This is a genomic window from Henriciella pelagia, from assembly GCF_002088945.1.
In the GTDB taxonomy this organism is placed as follows: domain Bacteria; phylum Pseudomonadota; class Alphaproteobacteria; order Caulobacterales; family Hyphomonadaceae; genus Henriciella; species Henriciella pelagia.
Genome location: NZ_NCSU01000007.1, coordinates 25,982 through 43,069 on the forward strand (window position 1 = coordinate 25,982; position 17,088 = coordinate 43,069).

13 protein-coding genes are annotated in these 17,088 nt (G+C 61.8%); 1 reads left to right on the forward strand and 12 read right to left on the reverse strand.

Annotated elements, in window-relative coordinates; genetic code table 11:
- Positions 1–103 precede the first annotated feature (103 nt).
- From B8746_RS02665 to B8746_RS02705, 9 genes are all read right to left on the reverse strand, one after another.
- On the reverse strand, positions 104–985 hold the full coding sequence (locus B8746_RS02665) for an ion transporter (RefSeq protein ID WP_269843684.1): 882 nt from the start codon (positions 983–985) through the stop codon (positions 104–106).
- Positions 986–1,029: 44 nt separating this feature from the next.
- Positions 1,030–3,426, reverse strand: coding sequence for a phenylalanine--tRNA ligase subunit beta (pheT, locus tag B8746_RS02670; protein ID WP_084391698.1), 2,397 nt, complete (start codon positions 3,424–3,426; stop codon positions 1,030–1,032).
- A 3-nt stretch (positions 3,427–3,429) separates the two neighbouring features.
- Positions 3,430–4,056, reverse strand: a complete 627-nt coding sequence (locus tag B8746_RS02675) for a hypothetical protein (protein ID WP_084391699.1) — start codon at positions 4,054–4,056, stop codon at positions 3,430–3,432.
- 12 nt (positions 4,057–4,068) lie between these two features.
- Positions 4,069–5,142, reverse strand: coding sequence for a phenylalanine--tRNA ligase subunit alpha (gene pheS / locus B8746_RS02680; RefSeq protein WP_084391700.1), 1,074 nt, complete (start codon positions 5,140–5,142; stop codon positions 4,069–4,071).
- A 96-nt stretch (positions 5,143–5,238) separates the two neighbouring features.
- The gene (rplT, locus tag B8746_RS02685) at positions 5,239–5,601 is read right to left on the reverse strand and encodes a 50S ribosomal protein L20 (RefSeq protein ID WP_084391701.1); all 363 of its coding nucleotides are present in this window, start codon (positions 5,599–5,601) and stop codon (positions 5,239–5,241) included.
- A gap of 38 nt (positions 5,602–5,639) precedes the next feature.
- Positions 5,640–5,840, reverse strand: a complete 201-nt coding sequence (rpmI, locus tag B8746_RS02690) for a 50S ribosomal protein L35 (protein WP_084391702.1) — start codon at positions 5,838–5,840, stop codon at positions 5,640–5,642.
- Positions 5,841–6,013: 173 nt separating this feature from the next.
- Positions 6,014–6,556 (reverse strand): translation initiation factor IF-3, encoded by a 543-nt coding sequence (gene infC, locus B8746_RS02695; protein ID WP_084391703.1) that lies wholly within the window; start codon positions 6,554–6,556, stop codon positions 6,014–6,016.
- A 59-nt stretch (positions 6,557–6,615) separates the two neighbouring features.
- Positions 6,616–7,650 carry a glycosyltransferase family 9 protein gene (locus tag B8746_RS02700; RefSeq protein WP_084391704.1) on the reverse strand — a complete coding sequence of 345 codons (1,035 nt, stop codon included), beginning with the start codon at positions 7,648–7,650 and terminating at the stop codon, positions 6,616–6,618.
- 2 nt (positions 7,651–7,652) lie between these two features.
- Entirely contained in the window at positions 7,653–8,837 is a 1,185-nt protein-coding gene (locus tag B8746_RS02705; protein ID WP_084391705.1) for a glycosyltransferase family 4 protein, read from the reverse strand.
- 153 nt (positions 8,838–8,990) lie between these two features.
- Between B8746_RS02705 and B8746_RS02710 the strand changes: the two genes are divergently transcribed.
- Positions 8,991–9,743: an alpha/beta fold hydrolase gene (locus tag B8746_RS02710; RefSeq protein WP_084391706.1), complete on the forward strand. Its 753-nt coding sequence runs from the start codon at positions 8,991–8,993 to the stop codon at positions 9,741–9,743.
- Here the strand turns inward: B8746_RS02710 and dnaJ are convergent.
- The 3 genes from dnaJ to B8746_RS02725 form a co-directional block, all read right to left on the reverse strand.
- Positions 9,740–10,909, reverse strand: a complete 1,170-nt coding sequence (dnaJ, locus tag B8746_RS02715; protein ID WP_084391707.1) for a molecular chaperone DnaJ — start codon at positions 10,907–10,909, stop codon at positions 9,740–9,742. The two genes, B8746_RS02710 and dnaJ, sit on opposite strands and share 4 nt — an antisense overlap.
- A 95-nt stretch (positions 10,910–11,004) precedes the next feature.
- Positions 11,005–15,531, reverse strand: coding sequence for a glutamate synthase large subunit (gltB, locus tag B8746_RS02720; RefSeq protein WP_084391708.1), 4,527 nt, complete (start codon positions 15,529–15,531; stop codon positions 11,005–11,007).
- Positions 15,532–15,569: 38 nt separating this feature from the next.
- A complete protein-coding gene (locus B8746_RS02725; protein WP_084391709.1) occupies positions 15,570–17,027 on the reverse strand; it encodes an NAD(P)-dependent oxidoreductase in 1,458 nt (485 codons plus the stop codon).
- Between the last annotated feature and the right edge of the window lie 61 nt (positions 17,028–17,088).

The window sequence follows — 17,088 nt, forward strand, 5'->3', positions numbered from 1 at the left end:
CGCCCCCCTCGAGCGGGGGAGGGGGCGATGATCGCAAACGTTTCGCCTTTCGCCCGCTATGGTTCGACTTCGCTCACCATGTCGGGCTATTTCTGACATCGCATCAGGCCTGGCTTTCGGGCGCGGCTTTCTCGCGAGCCTCATACTCCCTGACTTCCTCTTCCAGCTCTTCGGAACGGCGTTTGAGCTTGGCATTCTCGCGCTCGCGCAACTCATCGGAAAAGGCGCTTGCAAACACACCCGCTGGCAAGGCAACGACACCGATACCGGCAATGGCAATGACAGATGCGAAAACGCGACCGAGCGGCGTGACCGGATAGACATCGCCATACCCCACCGTGGTCAGCGTCGCGATGGCCCACCAGACGGCGCGCGGAATGGAGGCGAAACTCTCCTGTTGCTCACCGCCCACGCCTTCGATGAAGTAGAGCGCGACAGCGGAGACGTAGACAAGCGCAAGGGCCATGGCGAGGGTTGTCAGGAGTTGTGTCCCGGAGCGGCGAACCGTGGCTCCGAGCACGTCAAAGGCCGGAATGAAACGGGCAATCTTCACAAGGCGAGCGAGACGCAGGACGCGCAGCGCCATGACGATCTGCTGACTGGAATCGTCGGGCGCCATCAGAATCCAGAGGAGTTCTGGCAGGAAGGCGACGAGGTCGGCGATGGCATAGGGCGTGAAAATGTAGCGTATGCGGCCGCCAATGCCGCGATATTCCGGACCTTCGCCGGCCGCCCAGAGGCGCATCAGATATTCAATCGCGAAGACAACAATGATCACGACATTGAAAATGGCGATGGCCTGCATCCAGCCGTCGCTCATGGTCGACTCCGTCTCCAGCGCGAGGGCGAGGAAACTCAGCAGGACCAGCACGACGATGAAGGTGTTGAACGGCGAGAGGCCCGTCTTCTCTCGCGCATTCGGCTCCATCTGCAGATAAAGCTTATGGCGTAGCCCCATCTGCGTCATGACCTGCTGTACGACCATCGCGCCCCTCCTCCTGTGACGCAAACAGCCTTATCGCGCAGACACTAGCCCCGCAACACGCCGCCCGTGCCTTTGGAGACCGACGCGACAATCCTGTCGGCAATTGCCTCGATATCCTTGTCGGTGAGCGTTTCGCCCGCAGGCTGGATCGTCACCTCGATGGCGACGGATTTTTTGCCTGGCTCAATGCCTGTGCCCTGATAGACGTCGAAGACGCTGACGCCGGAGATGAGCTTCTTGTCGGCCGAGCCCGCATGGCGGACGATGTCACCTGCCGGAACACCTTCATCCACCACAAAGGCAAAGTCGCGGCGAATAGGGGTGAGGTCCGAGCGTTCGAGGACCGATTTGGTCTTGGTGGCGCGCGCCTTCATCAGCGGCAGGGCGTTGAGATTGACTTCGAAGCCATAGACCGGCCCGTCCACGTCGAGCGCTTTCAGCACGCGCGGATGCAGCGCGCCGAAATGTGCGACGGTGACTTTCGGGCCGAGCTTCAGGCAGGCGGCCTGACCGGGGTGCCAGTGGCTCTGGCGCGGGGCGTCGACCTGGAAACGCTCTGGTGGCTGGTCGAGTTCAGCCAGCAGGGCGAAGAGGTCAGCCTTGGCGGCAATGGCATCATAAGGCGCAATCGCCCCGCTCCAGTGGCGCTCTGCGACCGGTCGCACGACGGCCGCCACGACATTGCGCTGGTCTTTCGGGCCGTCGCCTGGATAGACCGGTCCGGCCTCGAACAGGCGCATTTCTCGCTCGCCGCGGTCAAAGCCCTTCTGGGCTGCGACCGCAAGGTTTGCCAGGATGCTTGGCCGCATCTGGTTGAGTTCGCTGGCGACCGGATTGGAAATGGTCAGCGCATCGCTGCCGCCACCGAAGAGCGCTGCATGCTCCTTCAGCATGAAGGACCAGGTCACAGCCTCGAGGAAGCCGCGGGACGCCATGACACGGCGAGCTGTGCGCAGGCGGGCCTGCGAAGGGGTGACGACGACCTTGCGACCACCAATGGGGGCTGGAAGCGAGGTGGTCGGCAAGGCATCATAGCCGACGAGGCGGGCGACTTCTTCGACGATATCAGCGGACTGCTCAATGTCGAAACGCCAGCTCGGAACGTTGAGATACCAGGCCTCGCCCGCATCCTCGAGGGTGAAGCCAAGCTCCTTGATCATGCGCTTCAGCTCTGCCGGCTTGACGTCGAGGCCTGTCAGGCGAGCGACGTCGCGGCGGTCGAAGGAGACGCGCTTATTGTCGGCTGGAGCCGTGCCCGCAATGGTGGCGGACGAGATTTCGCCGCCGCCATATTCGCGAATAAGCGCGAGCGCGAAGTTCAGCCCGTCAACGCAGCTGGCCGGGTCCACGCCGCGCTCGAAACGGTAGCGGGCGTCCGAGATGATGCCGGTCGTGCGGCCTGTGCGTGCCGTGCGCAGCGGATCAAACCAGGCGCTTTCGATGAAGACGTCCGTGGTGCCGGCAGAGACGGCTGTAGACTCCCCGCCCATCACGCCGCCGAGGCCTATCGCGCCACTATCATCAGCGATGACGCACATATCCTCGGTGAGGTCATAGGTCTTGCCGTCGAGGGCTTCGAGCTTTTCACCTGCCCGGCCGAGACGTGCAACGACGGCGCCCTGAAGCTTCTTCGCATCATAGACATGAAGCGGGCGCGCGCGGTCATAGGAGATGTAATTCGTAATGTCGACGAGCAGCGATTTCGGCGTGATGCCGACCGCTTTCAGGCGCTGCTGCAGCCATTCTGGCGAAGGACCATTCTTCACACCGCGCACGAGCGCCCCGGCAAAGACCGGGCAGGCTTCCGGCGCTTCAAGCCGGATATCGACGGGGCATGGATAAGCCCCCTCCACCTTCTTGATCGGGTTTTCGAGGAAGCGCCCTGCCCCTGCAGCGGCGAGGTCGCGGGCAATGCCCTGCACACCGAGCCAGTCCGGACGGTTCGGCGTGACTTCGAAGTCGATGATCGGGTCTGTCAGGCCGAGCGCTTCTGCGGCCGGTGTGCCGACTTTCCAGTCGCCATCAAGGTCCGCGATCCCATCATGGTCCTCGCCGGCTTCAAGCTCCTTGGTCGAGCATAGCATGCCGTGGCTTTCAATACCGCGGATCTTGCGGGGTTTCTTGTCGAGCGCGAAGGCGAGACCGGGAATCCAGGTGCCGAGCGGCGCATAGATTGCCGTCATGCCGGCGCGCGCATTCGGCGCGCCGCAGACAATCTGCTTCTCGCCATCCCTGGTGTCCACCGTGCAGACGCGCAGCCGATCAGCATCGGGATGAGGTTCGGCTTTCTTCACCTTGGCGATGGTGAACGCCGCCAGCTTTTCTGCCGGGTCCTCGACATGCTCCACCTCAAGGCCGGCCTTCAGCATCACGGCGAGGATGTCCTCTAGTGGGGCCTTGGTGGCGAGGTAATCCTGCAGCCATGAGAGAGTGAATTTCATCGTCTATTCCACTTCTGCGGTCGTATCGGTTTCATTAGCGGGCGCGCGGGCCTGCTCTGCGACCGCTTCAAAAATATCGGTTTCACTGCGTTCGCAGCGCTTCACGCGCTCGGCGCGGGTCATGCCGCTCCCCATGCCGAGGCTCCGCGTTGTCCAGCAGCGCTCGAAGACGGAGCAATAACAGATCTCAATGTCCAGTTCGCTCCATGCAGCGGCGGCCGCATTGAGCTGGTCGTTCGACACCGCACCGCGAGGCCAGTCGGCCCGAAGCGGCTGTACTTCATCTCCGGGCGCAACCGCGCGGCCAATCAGGCTTGACCAGGAATGCACATAGCCTGGCGGGAACATGTCGACATAGGCATCGAGGCTGTCGAGGGGCTCACCGCCCTTCAGGACGCTCACACGCTCGATCAATGCGGGTCCAACGCCGCTATTGGAGAGCCGGATGCCCATGGAAGCAAAGTCCTGATCGCTCGACACAAAGCCTTCGACCTGAACGACAGGATAGACGGCACCATGCTGCTGGGCGCGCATCACGCGGCCCTGGTCCCACGCAATAAAGACCGCAATTGCGCTGGTGATCACCGCGCAGACCGCAATCAACATCTCTGCCTTGTTGCCGCTTCCCATCTGCCAGCGTCCCTAGCTCAGGCCGCCGGAGACACTGGGCGACAGCCAGGGTCGGAAGCCGTAATGGCGCGTCCAGCCGGCATCGGCCTCGAAATAGGGGCGAAGGTCCGGCATGCCGTATTTCAGCATGGCGAGACGGTCGATACCCATGCCGAAGGCGAACCCCTGATACTCGGTCGGGTCGATGCCGCAATTGGCGAGCACGTTCGGGTGAACCATGCCGGAGCCGAGGATTTCCATCCAGCTATCACCCTCGCCGATCTCGATGGCATCGCCGACCTTGCGGTACTTCACATCCATCTCTGCCGAAGGCTCGGTAAAGGGGAAGAAGTGCGGACGAAAGCGCGCCTCGACGTCTGCGACCTCGAAGAACTCCTTCACGAAGTCGATCAGGCAGCCCTTGAGGTGACCCATATGGATGTTCTTCTCGATGACGAGGCCTTCGACCTGATGGAACATCGGCGTGTGGGTCGCGTCCCAGTCATTGCGGTAGACGCGGCCCGGCACGAGGATACGGATCGGCGGCTTGGTGCTCTCCATGACGCGCACCTGCACGGGGCTGGTATGGGTACGCAGCACTTTCGGTGCCGCGCCCTGCTGCGGGTTGAAGAAGAAGGTATCGTGGGTTTCGCGCGCCGGGTGGCCTTCCGGGAAGTTCAGCGCGGTGAAATTATGCCAGTCATCCTCAATGTCAGGGCCTTCAGCGACGGTGAAGCCCATATCGCCGAAGATGGAGGCGACTTCTTCGAAGACCTGCATGACCGGGTGGAGACGGCCCGATGGCGTCACACGCGGCGGCAGCGTCATGTCGATGCGCTCGGTCTGGAGTTTCTTCTCCAGCTCGGCTTCTTCAAGCGCGGCCTTGCGGGCTTCGACGGCGTCCTGCACCCGGTTGCGCAGGCCGTTGAGCGCCGGGCCCATGGTCTGGCGCTCTTCGGGGCTCATCCCGCCGAGGGTCTTCATCAGGCCGGAGATGCGGCCCTTCTTGCCGAGTTCTGCAACGCGCACGGCGTCCAGCGAAGCGAGATCTGCCGCTGCCGCGACAGCGCCAAGCGCCTCTTTCTCGATGGTGTCTAGCTCGGACATATGAAAAAGCCCCGTTGGTTTAATCCATACGGGGCTCTTCCGCCCCGCATTGCGGTCGGAATTAGCGGAGAAATGCTAAAAGCGAAACTTGCCGGCTTACGCCAGCGCGCCTTTGGCCTTCTCCACCAGGCTGCCAAAAGCGGCTGGTTCGTTGACGGCGAGGTCGGCCATGACCTTGCGGTCTACCTCGATGCCGGCCTTGTTGAGGCCGTCGATGAAGCGCGAATAAGTCAGGCTCTCGTCGATCTCGCGGACAGCGGCGTTGATGCGCTGGATCCAGAGCGAACGGAAAGTGCGCTTCTTCTGCTTGCGGCCGATATAGGCGTACTGGCCGGCTTTCCAGACAGCGGCATTGGCTGTGCGGAAGGTGTTCTTGCGGCGGCCATAATAGCCTTTGGCTGCCTTGATGATCTTCTTGTGGCGGGCGTGTGCCGGCACTTTATTGCGTGAACGGGGCATCTGGGCCTCCTGCTAAGTCTTGTTCGGTTCGAGTTCGCTTACAGCCCGTAGGGCAGGTATTTCTTGACGCGGGCAACATCAGCCTTGGCGACATCAGTCGTGCCGCGGTTCTGGCGGATGTATTTCGCATTGTGGCTGATGAGGCGGTGGCGCTTGCCGGCGACGCCGTGCTTGACCTTGCCAGTAGCCGTGAACTTGAACCGCTTCGCAGCGGCCTTCTTGGTCTTCATCTTCGGCATTTCGATCTCCTGTAGGGGCCTCGAAGGACCCGCTGTCTAGTCGTTCATGAGCCTGCAGGCATGCCGTTTTCGGCCCGCAATGCTCGAAAGATCGCGCTTATGACGGAAAGGCGCGCCAGAATCAAGGCGCGCCCTGCCGATTCATGCTGGATATTTCAGTGGCTGCCGGCAGCCTAGCGAGGTGCCATCACCATGGTCATCTGGCGGCCTTCGAGCTTGGGCTCGAGTTCGACCTTGGCGACTTCCTCAAACTCGGCTTTCACCTTCTGGAGAAGCTCCATGCCGAGATGCTGGTGCGCCATTTCGCGGCCGCGGAAGCGGAGCGTGACTTTCACCTTGTCGCCGTCTTCGAAGAAGCGGGTCATCGAACGGGTCTTCACCTCATAATCATGGGTGTCGATGTTCGGACGCATCTTGATTTCCTTGAGTTCAGCAGACTTCTGCTTCTTCTTGGCGGCGTTCTTCTTCTTCTGCTCTTCGTAGCGAAGCTTGCCATAGTCGACGATCTTGCAGACCGGGGTGTCCTGGTTCGGAGAAACTTCGACGAGGTCGAGTCCTGCCTCCTGGGCAGCATCAAGCGCGGCCGTCAGCGGCATCACGCCCTGTTTTTCACCATGTTCGTCAATGAGCAGCACCTTGTCTGCCCGGATATCCCTGTTAACGCGCGGTCCTGTGTCTCTTTTGGACGGCGGGGCCGCATGAGGTCTACGTGCTATGGCTCTTCTCCTTTAATAGCCTAAATAACGCTTCTATATGCCGATTTTCGGCACGATTTTCAAGATTGGCCGCCTGCAGCCGATGCCGGGATACGGTCCAGCATCCGGACAGCCTGCCAGACATCCCGAACGCTCAGCTGATCAAGCGTATCAGCTTCGCAGATGATGATCTGACTGCCGCGAGGCGAGGCCTTGGCCGGATCGCTCTCGCTTGTGGCAAAGAGAGCAACGCCCGGACACCCTGAAAGTGCCGCCATATGCATTGGGCCGGTGTCATTGCCAACCGCGAATTGTGCATTTTCTGCCAGTGCGACGATCTGAAAGAGGTTTGTTCGGGTCACGATATTACGGCAACGCGGCTCAATCCTGTTGATCTCGACGGCAAGTTCGGACTCCGATTTGCCCCCGATGATAACCGGCGTGACACCTGCATCCGCTATGTGGCGGGCGAGGCCGCCATAATTCTCGACCGGCCAGCGCTTGGCCGAACGATGCGCCGAGGCGCCGGGAATGAGCAGCGCGAAGGGGCCGCTGATCCCGAAATATTGCGGCGTCAGCGACGGCTTGTTGCCCTGCGACCGGCGGACAAAGGACATGTCCGGCATGGGCGGCCAGGTGTCCTTGGTGTCAGACTCACCAAGCCCTGCGATTTCAAGCTGTTCACCGAGACGGTCGATGGAGTGCAGGTCTCCGCGATGCGGCGTGTTGTGGTAAAAGGCGGCGCCTTCGACATTGCCCGACCAGAGTGGCGGGCTGGAGAATGGCAGGTTCAGCGCCTTGAAATAATTCCCGGTGCGGCCTGATGTCTGGAGATCGTAGACGATATCATACTTGGCGCTCTTGAGGCGCTTCAGCAATTCTCTTGTCGCCTTGACGCCCTTGGGGCGGCCATCGGTCTCGATATGCTGGAAGAAGCCGGTCGCCCTGGCAAGCTCTTCATAGGGCGGTGTTGTCAGGAGGGTGAGGATCGCCTTGGGGTGATGCCCGCGTATAGCGCGCATGGCACCGAGTGCCAGGACGAAATCGCCCAGCGCGCTCAGCTTGATGACGAGGACGCGCTTTGCGCCTGCGCCGGGATTATTGGTTCCACCCAAACCTATTTGACCTCATGCGTCTCCAACAGGCGCTTATAGACCTCAAGTGTGGCAGCTTGAAGCCCTCGTTTGGAAAAGCGCTCGCGGACGTGCTGGCGGCCGGCCTCGCCCATGCCTGCGCGTCCCTGTTCGCCAAGCTGCAGGATGGCCCGGATCGAGGCGGCAAGATCGGCGGCATTTCCGGGTTCCGCCCGTGAACCGGTCGTTCCCTCAACCACGATTTCCTTCTGGCCGCCATGATCGGCAACAATGACGGGCTTGCCCATGGCCGAGGCCTCCGCTGCGACTCGCCCGAACGCTTCCGGCCGGGTCGAGGGGGCGAGCACGATGTCACTGACCGCATAGGCGGCCGGCATGTCCTCGCAGTGACCGACAATCCTCACCGATCCGCCGAGCTCTGCCTCAATGATGCGATCCTCGAGCGCCGCGACATAGGCAGAGCGCCCCTGCGCATCACCCGCCAGCACGAGAAGCAGCTTCACGCGCTCCGCCCCGGACAGGCTGGCCATCGCGTCGATCGCGATCTTCTGGCCCTTCCATTCGGTGAGCCGCCCCGGCAAGAGGAGGACAAGCCGCTTCTCATTCGGGCTGATTTCCCATGCTGTGCGGATGGCCTGCTTGCGTTCTTCGCTGACGACAGAGGCGTCAAACTCATCGAAATCAACACCGCGCGGGATCGTCACCATTTTCTCACGCGGCGTGTCGTGCACGCTGCGGACATGGGCGGCCGTCCATTCGGAATTGGCAATCACGACATCGCCGCGCGCCATGATGGAATTGTATTTCCGCTTCATGCCGGAGACGCCCGAATAGGCACCGTGATAGGTGGTCACGAAGGGAATGCCTGCCTGCTGGGCGGCCCAATAGGCGCTCCAGGCCGGTGCACGCGAGCGGGCATGGATGAGATCGACGGACTGGGCCGAGATGAGGCGCGCAAGCTTGCCGCCATTCAGCTTCATCGTAACGGGGTTCTTGGAGCGCACCTTGAGTTCGATGTTCAGCCCGCCCATACGCTCCAGCGCGGGAACGAGGCGTCCACCTTCACTGACGACCAGGGCGCGGCCGCCCGCCTCAATGATCGCTTCTGCGACTTCCAGCGTGGTGCGTTCGGCACCGCCGGCTTGAAGGTCTGGAATGACCTGGAGGATGGTTTTGCCGCTCAGATCGGGCAGCTTGATCGCACTCATGCGCGCTATCTCTTTATACTTCAACGCAACAGCCACTGGTTGACTCCCAGCTTATTCGGCCTCCCCGCCGCTGTTCTGGCTGTAGTCCTATCTGCGGCAAAGGCAAAGCCTGCTGCTTGACTTCGCCTGCAGAGCGTTGGAGGCCATTGCATCATGAGCACACTCCATTTTACCGGCCCGGAGGGCAGACGCCTCGCATATCGCAAGGCTGACGGCAGATCCGGGCTGACCTTTGTCTGGCTGTCGGGCTTCAAGTCCGACATGCAGGGCACAAAAGTTATCGAGCTTGAAAGCTGGGCCAAGGCGGCCGGCCACGGATTCCTCGCCTTTGACTATTCCGGGCACGGCGAGTCAGGCGGCGCGTTCGAGGACGGCACGATCAGTTCCTGGCGCGAGGATGCGCTGGCGGCGATATCGGAACATTCGAGCGGGGACCTTGTCCTGGTCGGGTCCAGCATGGGCGGCTGGATGGCGCTGCTCTCGGCGCTGGCCATGCCGGAGCGGGTAAAGGGGCTGGTCCTGATCGCGCCGGCGCCGGATTTTACCGAGAAGCTGATGTGGCCGGAGTTTTCGCCTGAGACGCAGGCGGAAATCATGGAGAAGGGCCTGCATCTCAGGCCATCGGACTATGGTGAGCCCTATCCGATCACGAAGGCCTTGATCGAGGATGGCAAGCAATGGTCCCTGCTTGATGGCCCTATCGCCTTTGAAGGTCCTGTGCGCATCCTGCAGGGCATGGAAGACCCGGACGTGCCGTGGCAGCACGCCGAAAGGCTGGTCGGCACGATGACCACGAAAGACCTGGTGTTCACGCTGATCAAGGATGGTGATCACAGGCTGTCACGGCCGCAGGACATTGAACGGCTAAAGGTGACGTGCGCTGAGATTGCGGTCGCAATCGCCTAATTCGGGCGATGCTGGTCCTCGCCTGTCACGCCGTCCCAGAATTTCTTCACGCGGCCCAGAAAGCCTTCGCTTTCCGGATTGCAGTCGGCGCAAGATAACTCGCAGAATTCCTGAAGCAGCTCTTTCTGGCGGGCCGAGAGATTTCGAGGGGTTTCGACGATCATCTCGACGAAAAGGTCACCACCCTGGCCTGAGCCGCGAAGGCTTGGCATGCCCTTGCCGCGAAGACGCAGCTTGCGACCTGTCTGAGCACCTTCTGGCACGGTGACACGGGCGCGCCCGCCATCAATCGTCGGGATTTCGATCTCGCCGCCAAGTGCTGCTGTCACCATTGGGACAGGCGCAGGGCAGTAAAGGTTGGGTCCGTCGCGCTCGAAAATGTCATGCTCGGCCACGTCGACGAATATGTAGAGGTCGCCCTTGGGCCCGCCATGCAGGCCGGGTTCGCCTTCGCCAGAAAGCCGAATACGCATGCCGCTCTCGACGCCTGCGGGGATTTTCACCTGGAGCCTGCGGTCCTCGCGGACCTGGCCTGCGCCATGGCAAGTCCTGCACGGCTTGGAGATGACCTTGCCGCGGCCCGAACAGCGCGCGCAGGTGCGCTCCATCGTGAAGAAGCCCTGCGTGGCGCGCACACGGCCGGAGCCGGAACAGGTCGGGCAGGTTTCTGGGCTTGTGCCCGGCTCTGCGCCAGAGCCGTCGCAGACGCCGCACTCTACAGCGGCCGGCAGGCTGATCGTCGTGTCCTTGCCGGAATAGGCCTCTTCGAGCGTGATCTCGAGATCATAGCGAAGGTCATTGCCGCGGGCCGGTCCGTTGCGGCGGCGACCGCCGCCAAATCCACCGCCTGCGCCGAAGACCTGGCTGAAGATATTGTCGAAAATGTCGCCCGGATCCATGTTGCCAAACGGATTGCCACCGCCTGGGCCGCCTGCCCCGCCTTCAAAGGCGGCATGGCCGAAACGGTCATAGGCCGCACGCTTTTCCGGATCTGACAGGATGGCGTAAGCTTCGCCAACTTCCTTGAACCTGGCTTCCGCAGCTTCATCGCCGGGGTTCTGGTCGGGGTGATATTTGAGGGCGAGTTTACGGTACGCGCTTTTCAGCGTCTTGGCGTCGGCATCCTTCGCGACGCCCAGTAGTTCGTAATAATCCGGTTTGCTCATGGCAGTGGTCTGAAATTTCCGCTGTTTGGCAGTGAGCCGTGAAATTGGGGGGCCCCATCCTTGTATGCAAGAGCGGGGCTACATCCGGCTGCGGATTATCCTGCCTTTGCGACGGGTGCCTTGCCGAGAATCCGGCCTGCCACTTCCTTGGGCACGATGAACAGGGTTTCAGACAGGGTCTGCTCCCAATTGTCGAGCAATTTGCGGGCTCGTTTCGAACCGGTACGCTCGGCATGCATTTCGAGGATGACGCGGTAGGAGTCGACATGTTCGTCGGGCATGTCAGCGAGCGGATACCAATCGATAGAGTCGGGGTTGGCGACGCGGTCGAAACGCTTGTCCGGATCCCAGATCCAGGCAATGCCGCCCGTCATGCCAGCGCCGAAATTGTCGCCGACAGCGCCGAGAATGGCGACGCGGCCACCCGTCATATACTCACAGCCATTCGCGCCGCACCCTTCGACAACGGCTTCCGCGCCGGAATTCCGGACGGCGAAGCGTACACCGGCCTGACCGGCCGCGTAGAGGCGGCCACTGGTTGCACCATAAAGACAGGTATTGCCGATAATGGTGTTCTCGGAGGCTTCGAGCTGTGCATTGCGTTTCGGACGCAGCTGGATCGTCGCACCGGACAGGCCCTTGCCGACATAGTCATTGGCATCGCCATGCACGTCGAGCAGCAGCCCCTGGACGGAGAAAGCGCCGAGGGACTGGCCCGCACTGCCGGTGAGGCGGATATTCAGCCGGCCTTCTGGCAGCGCCTTTTCGCCGAACTTGCGAACAATTGCGGACGAACAGCGCGCGCCAATGCTGCGCTGCACGTTCTGGACGTCATATTCCAGCTGCATCTTCTCGCCGCGGGTAAAGAAGGGCTCGCCGTCGCGCAGGATCTGCGCGTCGAGCGTGTCCGGCACTTCGGTGCGATGGTTCGGACGGTAGACGACCGGCTTGGTGGTCTCGACGCGAACAAGCAGCGGGTTGAGATCAAGGTCATCGAGGTGCGAGGCACCGCGGCTGACCTGGCTCAGCAGATCCGTGCGGCCGATCGCTTCATCGAGCGAGGACAGGCCGAGATTGGCAAGGATGCGGCGAACATCTTCGGCCAGGAAGGACATGAGGTTCACGACCTTGTCCGGCGAACCGGTGAACTTCTTGCGAAGCGCCTCGTCCTGCACGCACACACCGACCGGGCAGGTATTGGAGTGGCACTGGCGTACCATGATACAGCCGATGGCCACGAGCGAGGCTGTGCCGATGCCGTATTCTTCCGCCCCCAGCATGGCTGCGATCACGATGTCGCGGCCGGTGCGCAGCCCGCCATCCGTGCGGAGGGTGACCTTGTCGCGGAGATTGTTCAGCGACAGGACCTGATGGGCTTCAGCCAGGCCCATTTCCCAAGGCAGGCCGGCATATTTGATCGAGGTCTGCGGGCTGGCACCCGTGCCGCCGACGCCTCCGGCGATCAGGATCACGTCCGCCTTCGCCTTGGCGACGCCGGCCGCCACCGTGCCGACGCCGGACTGGGCGACGAGCTTCACGCAGACGCGGCAGTCCGGGTTGATCTGCTTCAGGTCGTAGATGAGCTGGGCGAGGTCTTCGATGGAATAGATGTCATGATGCGGCGGCGGTGAGATCAGCGTCACGCCGGGCGTGGCATGACGGTTCTTGGCGATGAGCTCTGTCACCTTGAAGCCTGGCAGCTGGCCACCCTCGCCGGGCTTTGCGCCCTGCGCGATCTTGATCTCGATTTCACGGCACTCATTGAGGTATTCCGCCGTCACGCCAAAGCGGCCGGAGGCGACCTGCTTGACCGCAGAGTTCATATTGTCGCCATTTGGCAGCGGGCGATAGCGCTCACGGATCTCGCCGCCCTCACCGGAGACCGACTTCGCGCCGATCCGGTTCATGGCGACGTTCAGCGTGCCATGCGCTTCGGGGCTGAGTGCACCGAGCGACATTCCGGGCGTCACGAAACGCTTGCGTATCTCGTTGACCGACTGGACCTGCTCCAGCGGGATGGTCGGCAGTTTCTGGCTCTTGAAGTCGATGAGGTCACGCAGCTGGATGGGCGGGCGCGAATTCACGGCCTCGACATATTTGGCATAGAGCGAATAGTCGCCGCGATCGCAGGCCGACTGCAGCATGTGGATGAGATTGCCATCAAGGGCGTGCGGCTCACCCGATGCGCGCAGGCGATAGAACCCGCCGACCGGCAGCGAGATGACATCCTCGTCGAAGGCCGCTTCATGGCGCTCGACAGCATTGTCCTCAAGGCCGGCAAGGCCGATGCCTGAAATGCGACTTGTCATGCCGGGGAAATAGTCGGCCACAAGTGCGCGGGAGAGGCCAAGCGCCTCGAAATTATAGCCGCCACGATAAGACGAAATCACCGAGATGCCCATCTTGGACATGATCTTCAGGAGACCCGCCTCGATCGCCTTCTTGTAGTTCTGGACATAGTGGCTGAGCGGCTGGTCACCGAGCAGGCCGCGATCATGGCGGTCTGCGATGGCCTCCTGAGCGAGATAGGCGTTGACGCAGGTCGCGCCGACGCCGACCAGCACCGCAAAATAATGCGTGTCGAGGCACTCAGCGGAACGAACCGTGAGCGAGCAGAAGGTGCGAAGCCCCTGCGCGACCAGATGCGAATGAACCGCGCCGGTGGCGAGAATCATCGGGATTGCGACCGTTTCCGGGTCCTGGTTCTCGTCGGTCAGGACAATGTGTTCACGGCCGGCGCGCACGGCTTCCTCGGCTTCGGACTGGATACGGGCCAGCGCATCCCTGAGGGCTGAGCCATCGCGCTCAACGGCTGCCAGCTTGAAGGTACAGTCGATATGCTCGACGCCGTCACCCAGCGTTTTCATCAGACGCTGATACATGCCAGTCGACAGGAACGGGCTCTCCAGCACGAAGACGTTCTGCTGGGTCTCGTCCGTCGTCAGGATGTTGCCGAGATTCTTGAAGCGCGTTTTCAGCGACATCACACGGTCTTCGCGGAGCGGATCAACCGGCGGGTTGGTCACCTGGCTGAAATTCTGACGGAAGAAGTGTGAGAGCGGGCGGCATTCGCGCGAGAGGACAGCGACAGGTGTGTCGTCTCCCATGGAGCCGATCGCTTCCTTGCCGTCCTCAGCCATGGGCGCGAGGATCAGCTCGGTCGTTTCCAGCGTGAAGCCGGCAACCGTCTGGCGGCGCAGCAGCTTTTCCTTGTCGAAGAGGCGCGGCTCATCACCCTTGATGATGTCGCTTTCGAGCTCTTTGACGTTCTTCAGCCACTTGTCATAGGGGTGCTCGCTCGCAAGCTCATCGATGATGGCATCGTGCTCGTAGAAACGGCCCTCTTCGAGATTGGCGGCGATCATGCCGCCAGCACGCACATGGCCACGGCGCACAACGTCATGTCCCGAGAGCGGGCACATGCCGGTTTCCGAGCCAACAGCAAGAACACCGTCACTGGTCAGCGCATAGCGGAGCGGACGCAGGCCATTGCGGTCAAGGCCGGCAACCGCCCAGCGGCCATCATAGGCGCAGATTGCGGCCGGACCGTCCCACGGTTCCATCACGGAGTTGCAATAGGCGTAGAGCGCGGCGTGCTCATCCGGGATGATGGAAGCGCGCTTCGACCAGGCTTCCGGAATGAGAAGCGCCTTGGTCATCGGCGCGGTGCGACCGGCCTTGCAGAGGATTTCGAATACCGCGTCGAGCGCGCCGGAATCCGACAGGCCTTTCGGCACGACCGGTTTTACGTCCTCGACATCGTCACCGAAGGCGCCCGAGACCATCTTGATCTCATGGCTCTTCATCCAGTTGAGGTTGCCACGCAGCGTGTTGATCTCGCCATTATGGGCAAGCATGCGGAAGGGCTGTGCCAGCTCCCAGCGCGGGAAAGTATTGGTCGAATAGCGCTGGTGATAGATCGCGATTGGAGAGACGAAGCGCTCATCCTTGAGGTCGAGATAGAAATTGTCGATGTCCTGGGCGAGGAACATGCCCTTGTAGATCAGCGACTTGTGGCTGAGCGAGCAGATATAGAAGCTCGGGATTCCGGCCTCGCGGGCCTTGCGCTCGATGCGGCGGCGACAGAGGTAGAGCGCGCGCTCCAACTCGTCTGGCGAGCGCTCCCGGCTATCGCGAAACATGACCTGTTCGATTTCGGGGCGCGTGTCAGCAGCTTTCTGGCCGATCACGGAAATGTCGACCGGCGGCTGGCGCCAGCCATAGATGTAGAAACCGAAGTGAAGGATTTCGGTTTCCACGATCGCGCGGGCGGCTTCCTGTGCGCCGAGGTCCGTGCGCGGCAGGAAGATCTGGCCGACGCAGATCGGATCATCAGTCGGGTTGTGGCCTGTGCGCTGGGCCTGCTCGCGGAAAAAGTCCTGCGGGACCTCGATGCGGATACCCGCGCCATCACCCGTCTTGCCGTCAGCATCGACAGCGCCGCGGTGCCAGACATTCTTGAGCGCCTTGATGCCCATCTCGACGATTTCACGGCGCGGCTTGCCATCCAGCGCAGCCACGAGACCAACGCCGCAGGCGTCCTTCTCATGTTCAGGATCATAAGCGTGCGCTTCGATGAGCTTCTGGCGCTCGGTGAGGTATTTGTCGATTGTGTCGGTCATGACGGTATCCCTTCAGGGAAAGATTTTATCGAAACGGCTTATTCAGCCGCAACTGGGGCAGTGGCGGCGTCTGCGCGGCTCATCTGCTTCATACGCTTGTGCATCTCTTCGGCAGCGTCCCGGCCATCCTTGATGGCCCACACGACGAGCGAGGCCCCACGGACGATATCGCCGGCGGCGAAGACATTCGGAATGCTCGTCTCGAGCGTCGCAAAGTCGACCTTGATGGCGCCCCAGCGGTTCACGGTGAGAGCGGGCTCACCGAACAGCTCCGGCAGCTCTTCCGGGTCGAAGCCAAGCGCCTTGATGACCATGTCTGCCTTCACATCGAAGGTCTCGCCGGTCTTTTCGGGTGACTGGCGGCCGGACGGGTCCGGGGCACCGAGTTTCATGCGGGCAGCGCGGACGGCTTTCAGCTTGCCGGCCTTTGTGTCGAGGATGGCTTCGGGTGCGGCGAGCCATTCGAAGACGACGCCTTCTTCCTCGGCATTGGCCACTTCGCGCTGCGAGCCTGGCATATTTGCGCGGTCGCGGCGATAGAGGCAGGTCACGGATTTCGCGCCCTGGCGCACAGCGGTGCGCACGCAGTCCATGGCCGTATCGCCGCCGCCGATCACGACAACGTTCTTGTCCCTGGCGTCATGCGTGCCGTCATCGAACCTCGGCACTTCATCGCCAAGGCCCTTGCGATTGGATGTTGTCAGATAGTCGAGGGCGGCATGAACGCTTTCATGGCCGGAGCCCGGCACCATCAGGTCGCGCGCCTTGTAGACGCCGGTCGCGATCAGGATGGTATCGTGCTTGTCGCGCAGGTCCGACAGTTTCAGCTTGCCGCCGATCGAGGTGTTGAACTTGAATTTCACTCCGCTATCCTCGAGACGCTTGATGCGGCGCTCGACAATGTGTTTCTCAAGCTTGAACCCCGGAATGCCGTAGATCAGGAGGCCGCCGCCGCGATCATAGCGGTCATATACGGTGACCTTGTAGCCCTTGCGGCGAAGCTGTTCAGCTGCAGCGAGCCCGCCGGGGCCCGCACCGATGATGCCGGCAGATTCCTTGCGCTCGCGCGGCGGCTTGATGGGCGTGACCCAGCCTTCTTCCCAGGCATTATCGGTGATGAACCGCTCGATGGAACCGATCGTCACCGTGCCATGGCCGGACTGTTCAATCGTGCAGATGCCTTCGCAGAGACGGTCTTGCGGGCAGATCCGGCCGCAGATCTCCGGCATGTTATTGGTCGCAGAGCTGACCTGATAGGCCTCTTCCAGACGGTTCTCGGACACGAGTTTCAGCCAGTCGGGAATATTGTTGGTCAGCGGGCAGCCCTGCTGGCAGAATGGAACGCCGCATTGCGAACAGCGCGAAGCCTGCGCTTCGGCCGCCTCGGTGGCATAATCGGCATAGATCTCGCCAAAATCCCTGGCGCGCTTCTTTGCATCCCGCTTCTCGGGCATGGAGCGGTCAAGCTCGGTGAACTTCAACATGCGACTGGCCATAGGGGGTCCTCGGGGAGCAATTTTGTGTCTTATTATCCGCGGAACATCTCGGCGCAAGCAA

What these genes read in the sequence shown, in the direction of transcription:
- pheT (WP_084391698.1), bottom strand. Translation starts at nt 3,426, where the DNA reads ATGAAATTCACTCTCTCATGGCTGCAGGATTACCTCGCCACCAAGGCC.
- rplT (WP_084391701.1), bottom strand. Translation starts at nt 5,601, where the DNA reads ATGCCCCGTTCACGCAATAAAGTGCCGGCACACGCCCGCCACAAGAAG.
- rpmI (WP_084391702.1), bottom strand. Translation starts at nt 5,840, where the DNA reads ATGCCGAAGATGAAGACCAAGAAGGCCGCTGCGAAGCGGTTCAAGTTC.
- B8746_RS02675 (WP_084391699.1), bottom strand. Translation starts at nt 4,056, where the DNA reads ATGGGAAGCGGCAACAAGGCAGAGATGTTGATTGCGGTCTGCGCGGTG.
- B8746_RS02705 (WP_084391705.1), bottom strand. Translation starts at nt 8,837, where the DNA reads ATGAGTGCGATCAAGCTGCCCGATCTGAGCGGCAAAACCATCCTCCAG.
- B8746_RS02665 (WP_269843684.1), bottom strand. Translation starts at nt 985, where the DNA reads ATGGTCGTACAGCAGGTCATGACGCAGATGGGGCTACGCCATAAGCTT.
- dnaJ (WP_084391707.1), bottom strand. Translation starts at nt 10,909, where the DNA reads ATGAGCAAACCGGATTATTACGAACTACTGGGCGTCGCGAAGGATGCC.
- pheS (WP_084391700.1), bottom strand. Translation starts at nt 5,142, where the DNA reads ATGTCCGAGCTAGACACCATCGAGAAAGAGGCGCTTGGCGCTGTCGCG.
- B8746_RS02710 (WP_084391706.1), top strand. Translation starts at nt 8,991, where the DNA reads ATGAGCACACTCCATTTTACCGGCCCGGAGGGCAGACGCCTCGCATAT.
- gltB (WP_084391708.1), bottom strand. Translation starts at nt 15,531, where the DNA reads ATGACCGACACAATCGACAAATACCTCACCGAGCGCCAGAAGCTCATC.
- B8746_RS02725 (WP_084391709.1), bottom strand. Translation starts at nt 17,027, where the DNA reads ATGGCCAGTCGCATGTTGAAGTTCACCGAGCTTGACCGCTCCATGCCC.